General features: G+C 64.8%; 9 protein-coding genes and 1 pseudogene. 6 read left to right on the top strand and 4 right to left on the bottom strand.

Annotated elements, in window-relative coordinates:
* The first annotated feature begins 27 nt into the window (after positions 1-27).
* The 3 genes from JLDANKMP_RS18765 to JLDANKMP_RS18755 all read left to right on the top strand — a co-directional run bounded on the left by JLDANKMP_RS18765 (position 28) and on the right by JLDANKMP_RS18755 (position 3160).
* Positions 28-258 (top strand): integrase core domain-containing protein, encoded by a 231-nt coding sequence (locus JLDANKMP_RS18765; protein ID WP_343237749.1) that lies wholly within the window; start codon positions 28-30, stop codon positions 256-258.
* Positions 259-681: 423 nt separating this feature from the next.
* Positions 682-1323: a hypothetical protein gene (locus tag JLDANKMP_RS18760; RefSeq protein ID WP_212561828.1), complete on the top strand. Its 642-nt coding sequence runs from the start codon at positions 682-684 to the stop codon at positions 1321-1323.
* Positions 1324-1384: 61 nt separating this feature from the next.
* On the top strand, positions 1385-3160 hold the full coding sequence (locus JLDANKMP_RS18755) for a serine hydrolase domain-containing protein (protein WP_249336989.1): 1776 nt from the start codon (positions 1385-1387) through the stop codon (positions 3158-3160).
* Between the two features lie 16 nt (positions 3161-3176).
* Here JLDANKMP_RS18755 and JLDANKMP_RS18750 read toward each other — a convergent pair whose 3' ends face one another.
* Positions 3177-3569, bottom strand: coding sequence for a DoxX family protein (locus JLDANKMP_RS18750; RefSeq protein WP_033833983.1), 393 nt, complete (start codon positions 3567-3569; stop codon positions 3177-3179).
* Positions 3570-3687: 118 nt separating this feature from the next.
* Here JLDANKMP_RS18750 and JLDANKMP_RS18745 point away from each other — a divergent pair, with 118 nt between their 5' ends.
* Together JLDANKMP_RS18745 and JLDANKMP_RS18740 are read left to right on the top strand one after the other, a co-directional pair.
* Positions 3688-4107: an H-NS histone family protein gene (locus JLDANKMP_RS18745; protein ID WP_005414575.1), complete on the top strand. Its 420-nt coding sequence runs from the start codon at positions 3688-3690 to the stop codon at positions 4105-4107.
* A gap of 49 nt (positions 4108-4156) precedes the next feature.
* Positions 4157-4564, top strand: coding sequence for a hypothetical protein (locus JLDANKMP_RS18740; RefSeq protein ID WP_005411174.1), 408 nt, complete (start codon positions 4157-4159; stop codon positions 4562-4564).
* Positions 4565-4587: 23 nt separating this feature from the next.
* Here the strand turns inward: JLDANKMP_RS18740 and JLDANKMP_RS18735 are convergent.
* Positions 4588-5230: pseudogene (locus JLDANKMP_RS18735) on the bottom strand (glutathione S-transferase family protein).
* 85 nt (positions 5231-5315) lie between these two features.
* The gene (locus tag JLDANKMP_RS18730) at positions 5316-6119 is read right to left on the bottom strand and encodes a helix-turn-helix transcriptional regulator (RefSeq protein WP_212561827.1); all 804 of its coding nucleotides are present in this window, start codon (positions 6117-6119) and stop codon (positions 5316-5318) included.
* Positions 6120-6126: 7 nt separating this feature from the next.
* On the opposite strand from JLDANKMP_RS18730, the gene JLDANKMP_RS18725 reads away from it, so the two are divergent.
* Positions 6127-7077, top strand: a complete 951-nt coding sequence (locus JLDANKMP_RS18725) for a DMT family transporter (RefSeq protein ID WP_171956622.1) — start codon at positions 6127-6129, stop codon at positions 7075-7077.
* Between the two features lie 27 nt (positions 7078-7104).
* On the opposite strand, the gene JLDANKMP_RS18720 is transcribed toward JLDANKMP_RS18725, so the two are convergent.
* Positions 7105-8133 (bottom strand): hypothetical protein, encoded by a 1029-nt coding sequence (locus JLDANKMP_RS18720; protein WP_100443411.1) that lies wholly within the window; start codon positions 8131-8133, stop codon positions 7105-7107.
* Positions 8134-8309: the final 176 nt, after the last annotated feature.

The raw sequence follows: 8309 nt of genomic DNA, 5'->3' as shown, positions 1-8309 counted from the left end.
TTTCGCCAGCTGCTGCAGTCCCATGACGTGGTCCAAAGCATGAGCCGGCCTGGCAATTGCTGGGACAACGCGGTGGCCGAGAGCTTCTTTGCGACGCTCAAGACAGAAGAGGCTGCCGAGCCTTACGCCAGTAGGGAACAAGCCAGCCAGTCCATCGCTGCTTACATCCACGGCTTCTACAATCCAGCCCGGCTACACTCGGCGCTGGGCTACCACTCGCCTAACAACTACGCCCGGCAGCTCCGGGCTGCCGCCTGAAACGGCTTCATGGCGTCCGTTTTCAGGGGGCCAGATCAGACGTCCGCTATGAAGGGGCGGGCCGCGATCACTTGATCTTGAGGCATTGGCCCCAGTCACAAGGGGTGGCGGGACCGTGGTCTATATCTTTCAATGGCTTACGGGCGGCGGAGTCCAGGATTGTTTCGCCCAACTTATGCTTTAGTCCTGCGGCCAACTTGTACTGGAGCGTAAGGCACAAGTTGGCGGGTTTAAGGCCTTTGGCAGCTTGCCGCCTTAGGAAATTCAGCTACTTATGGGCCGTGGATGGTAGTTTTGTAGGGTGCGGCCAATTTGTGCTGTAGATGGGTGGCCAACTTGTGGTCACGCCCACATGCAGGTCTCATCGCTCCCCAACGCGAACTGCAGCGTCGGTACCATCTGATCCGCACACAGGGATCGACCATGGCCAGCACCGATACGCCGGTGGAAGACTTCACCAACGAAATCGAAGACAGCCGGCACCTGTTTGCCTGGTGCCTGGTCCACTATGGACAGGTGCCCGAGGCGCTGGCACTTGAACAGGCACGCCAACGCTATCCCGACCAGAGCCCCGGCCGCGAATACGAACACGCGCTGATCTTCCACGACGAGCCCTGGCATTGGGCGATGCTGCAGGTGGAAGGGGAAGGTTATTGGCACCGGCGCCCGGAACTGGCGCAGCCATCGCTGGACTATGAAGCCGAATCGGACGCACTGTGCCTGGCCCGCGGTGAGCGGGTCCCACTGCTGGATGAGGACGAGTACCTTGGCGCGCTCGCGCATGCGCGCCACATGCGTGCATGGACGCTGGTCCATCAGACAGGTCGTTCGCCGGATGAAGCGCGCCAGGAGGCGCTTGGCCACTACGCGTATCATCCGCGCCATCATCGCGGTCGATTTCAGGTTCATGATCCGCGTGATGGCTGGCGTCATGTGATGAGCGTATTGCATGGCAACGATTACTGGGCGCGACCAGAGTTGCAGGAACCGCCAGAGGCCTATTGGAGCGAGTCCCGCGCCTTTGTTTCGGCGCAGGGAATCCGCTTGCCGGACCCTCCGGGCTGAGGCCTGCTCGGCCGGCGAAGGCGCAGCACCGTCGATCACCGCACTCTGTGCCGAATGACACATGCCCCGCCATTTCTGCTGGCGGGAAGATGGCGGCATCCCGAAGTGGAGTGATCTGATGCCTGGTACGCTCAGTCGTCGCGCCTTCCTGGCCAATGTCGCGGCTGTTCCGGCGGCCACGCTCATGCCCACCGGTGTTGCCACGGCGGCGCAGCCCACCGTCACCACCGGGAACCTGATCGAAGCGGAGCGCAGCGTGATCCGCTCCGCCATGCAAGGCAGCGGCATCGGTGCCGCTGCCGTCTGCCTGGTCGAAGGCGGGCAGGTGCGCTGGCTCGAGGGCTTCGGGTACGCGTCGGGTCACGGTAGTGCAGCAGTAGACGCCAGTACGATGTTCAGCATCCAGTCCACCTCGAAGAATTTCGCGGCGGTGGCGGTGCTGTTGGCCGTGCAGGACGGCATCCTTGATCTGGATGCGCCCATTACCCGCTATCTGCCGTCGTTCACCGTGCGCAGTCGCTTCGAGCATTCCCCGCAGGAGCGCATCACCCTGCGCCTGCTGCTTGCCAACCGCGCGGGATTCACGCACGAGGCGCCGTTGGGCAACAATTACGAACCGGCGTCACCGGGCTTTGATGCGCACGTCCGCAGCATCTCGCAGACATGGCTGCGCTTTCCGGTGGGTACGCGCTATCGCTATTCCAACCTGGGCTTCGACCTTGCCGGTCATGTCCTTGAGCAGGTTGCGGGCATCGGCTATCCGGCCTGGCTGCAGCGCCGGATCTTCGAGCCACTGGGAATGCACGACAGTACAGCCGATGCGTCGGTCTACCTGGCAAGCAGGGGGCGGGCACTGGGAACCCAGGAGGGCTATGCGCAGGTGCCGCCAGTGACACCGCTGGTGGTGTCGGGAGGCGTCTGGACCAGTGCCGTCGACATGGCGAAGTATCTTGGCTTCCTGCTCGGTGGCGGCCGATCCGGTGCGCAGCAACTGCTTGAGCCCCGTCTCTGGGACGAGATGCATGGTTTCGGCCTGGGCGGTGACTACGGGCTCGGTGTAATGCGCAGCGAACGCCTCTACGGTAGTACACCGGTGCGGCTGCTGCACCATCGCGGCGGAGGATTCGGATTCGGGTGCGTGTTCACCTACTGCAGGCAGGCCAACGCTGGATTTGCCGCGATGTTCAACCGCGCGACGTCCGCGGGGTACGGCATCGGCGAGCGTCTGATCGATCAGCTGCTGTCGGCGCGTTTCGGGCCCCGCCAGCCGCGTGTGCCCCTATCGTCCCTGGCGCCGATCAGGTTGAACCAGGACCAGATCCAGCGGATGGCGGGAGACTGGATAGGGCGCAGCGGCAAGGCGAAGATCGTGGTTGCCGGAAGCGGTGAACTGCAACTGCATCGTGGGGCGCAAGCTGTGGGCAGACGGTTTGCGGCCATCGACGGCGACCAGCTGTTCACCGCGGACACCGATGGAGAGGTTGCGACGTACCGTCACCATGCGGCGACGGAGATGCTGCCGGCGCACCTGGAATGTACGAACGGCGAGGATAGCCTGGACCAGAACGATCCCATCGATGGGTCCACCGGGCCGCACGCGCCCCATTGGCAACCCTGGCTGGGGCGCTATCGCATCGACCAATGGGGAAAACCGTCGATGTCCGTTGTGCTGGAGCAGCGACAGGGCTGGCTGTACATCGATGGCATCCGCCTGGTCACTGAAGTGGAGCCAGGCCTGCTGTTCACCAGCGATGGCGAAGCGGTGGATTTCCGCAGCTCCCAGCCGACATGGCGCAACCTGCGTCTGCAGCGCGTCCAGCCCGTGGGCCAGGGATGATGGCGGCATGCCGCCATCATCCGCGCCGCCCACGCCCATCGATGCTGTAGCGCCCCGCCCCGGTGCAGGCCAGCAGCAGGAAGCCACCGGCCAGCCCCAGGTTCTTCAGGAACATGATCTGCTGGGTGGGGTCGCCAACGTTGTGGTGGAAGATGAAGGCGGTGACCAGGCTGAAGCCTGCCAGCACGATCGATACCAGCCGGGTCTGGAAGCCCAGCAGGATGCACAGGCCGCTGCCGATCTCAAAGGCGATGGTAGGCCACAGCAGGATGCCGGGTACCCCCATCGCTTCCATGTAGCCCTGGGTACCGTTGAGGTCGCCGAGCTTGCCGATGCCGGACACCAGGAACAGTGCCATCAGCAGGATGCGCGCAAGCAGGTAGGCGAGCGAATGCGATGAGTTGCTCACGTCGAAGTCCTCGGAGATGGCTGCCGAAGGTGATCGGAGCCCACCGGCAGTGAAGCCCGTGTCTACGTACCGGGCAAGGCGGCTTGACAGCTGGCCGGCCGCAGGACACCTTTCCATCATGACGATCGATATTGAATCGCTCAGCCTTCGGGAGCTGGGCGCCTTGGTGGTTGCCGCTGAACAGCGGAAACAGCTCATTTCCAGCCGCCGTCCGGCCAGCGCGGTGCGGCGGATGTTGAAGGCTGCTGCGGCCGAAGCCGGCTACACCCTCGAAGAACTCTTCGGTGGCGAAGCTTCGGAAACACCTGCGCCCGCCCGCAAACCCACCCGCCGTAAATCCGGCAAAGTCGCGCCCAAGTATCGCGACCCGGAATACAAGCGCCTGACCTGGACCGGTCGCGGGCGCATGCCGCGCTGGTTGGCGTCCAAGGTGTCGATGGGCCACAAGGCCACCGATTTCCTGATTCCTGGCTTGGCCAGGCCGACCGCTGGCAAGACCAGCACCATCGGCAAGCGGACTGTCATCAAGAAGGGATGAGGCTGCAGCACTGCTACCCTGCCCGGGTCTTTCAACCAAGGAGCACCGGATGGCACACGAGGGTGGCATGACGATCACGCCGAAAGTCCTGTACACAGCCGCAGGCGTGGCCGTGCTGGTCAGCCTGTTGGCCTGGGCGGTGGAGTGGAGCGGGATGGCCTATGTCTGCCCATACTGCCGCGTACAACGCACTGTCATCGGTGTGCTGGGCGTGCTGACATTGTTCGCGCGGCCGGGGAGCCTCATCGTGCCCTGGTTGTCGTACACAGCGGGCGGCTTCGCGTTCGTGGTTGCAGCGATGCAGCACTTCAACGGCTGGAAGCGCATTTCCGCCGGTGATTTCAGTTTCAACGCGCAGTGGTACATCGACCCGTGGCTGCTTTCAGGCGGCGCGATGCTGATCCTGGTAGCGCAGCTGATGCTGGTGCAGGCCGCCTGCCGGCGCAGCTTGCGCTGAGTGTTTCCACCCATGGCGTGGAACTACCCGTTCTGGAATACCGCCAACTGTGCAGCGAACGCGCGCTGATAGGCGGGACGCTGCGTCGCCCGTGCCACATAGGCCACCAGCAGCGGGTACTCGTCGAGCAGGCCACTGCTCTTCAGGCGCAGCAGCACCGAGACCATCATCAGGTCGCCCACGCTGAACCCGCCTTCCAGCCACGCCGCCGCGCCCAACCACGCGGACAGTTGTGAGAGACGCATCCGCACGCGCTCGTCCAGCATCACCAACCGCCGTGCATACCAGGGCTGTTCGCGCTCCAGCACCCAGGCCATCGAGCGCTCGACGATGGGTGGCTCCACCGTATTCAACGCGGCGAACACCCACATGACTGCGCGCATGCGTGCATCCGGACCGACGGGCAGCAGGCCGGCATGCTGTTCGGCCAGGTGCAGGACGATCGCGCCGGATTCGAACAGGACCTGGTCGCCCTCCTGCCAGGTGGGAATCTGTCCGAAGGGATTCCGCGCCAGGTGGGCAGGTTGCTTCATTTCGGCGAAGGTCAGCAGCTGCACGTCATAGGGCACGCCCAGTTCCTCCAGCGCCCAGCGCACGCGCATGTCACGGGCCAGGCCCTGGCCGCGGTCGGGGGGGGGGGGCAAAGGCGGTGAGGATGGGGGACATCGCGGCGCTCCTGCAGGCGGGAAGGCCTGGCTCTTCTGTTCCGACGAACGACGAGGGCGGAAATCGACATCCCTCGATGCGCTCTTCACCCCGCCCGATGCAGCTTCCGGTACTGATCCGGTGTGCACTGCGCGTGCCGCTTGAACATCTCGGCGAAAGCACTGACGCCGGAGTAGCCCAGCTCCTCGGCAATCCGGCTGATCGGCCGGCGTGTGCACAGCGCTTCGGTGGCGCGCACGAACTTCACCCGACCGCGCCAGTCACCGAGTGACATGCCCAGCTCGCTGCGTGCCATGCGTTCCAGCTTGCGTACGCTCATGTGGTGCCGCTGCGCGATATCGGCGATCGACTCGGCTGCCGACAGGTGCTTCTCGATGTACGCCATCACCTGTTTCAGGGCATCGCTGCTGGCGATCGGCAGGAAGCTGGGCAGCACTGCGGCATTGAGGATCTGGTCGATCACCACGGCGGCCATGCGCCGCAGGGCCGGCGTCCGCGGATCGGTCACGCCCTGTCGCGCCAGCTCGTGCAGCAGCTCGCGCAGCAATGGGCTGACTTCCAGCGCACTGCAGCGCTCGGGCAGGCGGCGTGACAACGCCGGCGACAGGTAGGCCGAGCGATAGGCCAACCGCGACCGGTTGCGCGAATAGTGGGGCATTCCCGGTGGGATCCAGATCGCGTAATGGGGCGGGGACACCATCCACTCGCCGTCGATCTTCATCTCCATCACCCCTTGTGCGACGAAGTTGAACTGGCCCCAAGGATGGCTGTGCGTGCCCCAGTCGGTGGGCTCCATCGCACCCTGCCGGAAGTAGACCGGACCGGGCAGCTGGCGGAAGGTGGGGATGGGCTCCATCGGTTGCCGCAACCCAGGGTCGGAGTGACGCATTTTCAGGATGTCCTCGATATGCGCCAAGCGTACGCTGGCCATTCCCCCACGTACACCCACGCTCTTGAACTACCTCTTCCCAATCCTTGCCTGCCTGCTGTGGGGCGCGAATACCATCGTGACCAAGCTGGCCTCGGGCGCGGTCGGTCCCATCGATATTGGTTTCTTCCGCTGGCTGGTGGCGGCCATTGTCCTGTTGCCCTTCGCGCTGCCGCGGCTGCGCAACAACCTGCAGACCGTGCGTGCCAACCTTGGCCGCTTCCTGCTGCTGGGGTGCCTGGGCGGGGTGATGTACCAGTGCCTTGCGTACTATGCGGCGCACTTCACCTCGGCCACCAACATGGGCGTGATCCAGGCATTGATTCCACTGCTCGCATTGGCGTTGTCACGCGTGTTCATGGGCCATCCGGTGCGCGGTACCTCCATTGCCGGTGCGGTGATTTCCACTGTCGGGGTGGCGGCGGTGGTCTCGCAGGGCGACCTGGCACGATTGGCCGCTCAGGGCGTGAACCGCGGTGATGCGATCATGCTGATCGGTGCGTTGGCCTTTGCCGCCTACAACGTGCTGATGCAGCGCTGGAAGATCCCGCTGACGGTGCTGGAATCGTTGTTCCTGCAGGCCACCGCCGCGTCGCTGATCCTGTTGCCGGCGCAGCTGCTGGTCGGTACCGGGGTGAACAATCTCACTGCGGTCGGTTGCATCGGGTTTGCGGCAGTATGCGCGTCGATCCTGGCCCCACTGACCTGGATGACCGGATTGTCACGGTTGGGCGCAGCGCGTGTCTCCGGCTTCTTCAACCTGGTGCCGATCGTGACCGCCGCACTGGCCGTGCTGCTGCTGGGTGAATCGCTCAGTGGCTGGGTACTGGCAGGGGGCGTGCTGGCGGTATCCGGTGTGGTCTTCGCCGAGTACGCAGCGAAGCGCGCGACGATGGCGAGTGGGGGCGAAGCGTCCTGACGCGGTCGGGCCGGACCCGCGCGGACCTCAGCCGTGGCGTGTCGTCCCGCACAGCGCCTGCTCCACCTCCTGCTCCAGCGCGTCGGCGTCGTAGCCGCGCTTGCCCTGCAGGCTCAGGTACAGCGACAGCGGGTCCACGCGGTCACCGCTACCGGTGAAGGCAGGCGGATACGACCATATCTGCAACGTTCCGCTGCGCGTGCAGTCGGGGCCGGCTGCAGGCAGTGCCCCCAGCTTCCGCCAGGCATCGATGTACAGGGCGCGTGTGATGCCGTGGTCTTTCGACGGCACCGCAAGCATTGCTTCCGTCCCTGCCTGGGGGGCGGATTGAGCATGTCGGGCCAGAACGTCGGCGACCTGTTCCCAGCAGACCTCCACTTCCTTCAGCACGGGGGAGCGCAGGAACGGCTGCGCTCTCGCCCAGACTTCGCCGCGGCTGCCGGCGAGTCTCAGGAAGCGTTCGCGTCCGCCGGTGGAGCGTTCGGCCAGTCCGCGACCGACCAGTTCAGCGGAGAGCCTCGACGCGGTCATCGAGGTGTATCCGGCAGCACGGCTGACCTCACGCGGCGACCACCAGCGTGCCTGGCCGGACAGGAGTACGTGGATGAGCACGGCCTGCGCCGAAGGCAGCAGCGAAATCGCCTTCTTCTCGTGGTCGGGCGCATCGCGGAACTCGATCGCCAGGCTGGGGGCGTACAGCTGGTTGTGCGGTACCACGAAGTCGATATGGTTCTCGACCAGGAACCTGCGCTGGGTGGGGGTGAGGTACGGCGAGACATACAGCACCATGGCCTTTGCCGCTGAGCGCAGCACTTTCACATCCTGGATGACGCGGCTGCTGGATTCGCCCGGGACGCGTGGAACTGCCAGCATCGCCGGCGTTTCACCATAGAGGGTCAGCTCGGCGATGTGATAGCGCGAGGCCATGGTCTGCGGGATGAAGCGTGCCGCAGCCACGGGGCCGACCACCGAGGCCAGGCCGGGCAGGATCCGGCGCAGGTAGCGCTGCGCATCCATGACCAGATCGGTCAAGCCACTGTGTACTGCCGTTGTCATCGCTTGCTTCCCTTGGACCAGCCTCATCCCCGCAGCGGGGAGGGGGTGGTCCATCGCATTCAGTGGTGAATCCGGAGAGGTCGGGCGAGGTGGATGCCACGCGGGCGATCCTCGCTTGCCTGCTCCATCTGCTGCCGTTGCGCCAGTGTTGCCGGGGATGTTGGAGATTGGGTCGA

This window comes from Stenotrophomonas sp. PE591 (assembly GCF_018320795.1).
Lineage (GTDB): Bacteria > Pseudomonadota > Gammaproteobacteria > Xanthomonadales > Xanthomonadaceae > Stenotrophomonas > Stenotrophomonas maltophilia.
Note: the sequence above shows the minus strand (reverse complement) of the source record. Positions and strands in the feature narration are given on the sequence as shown.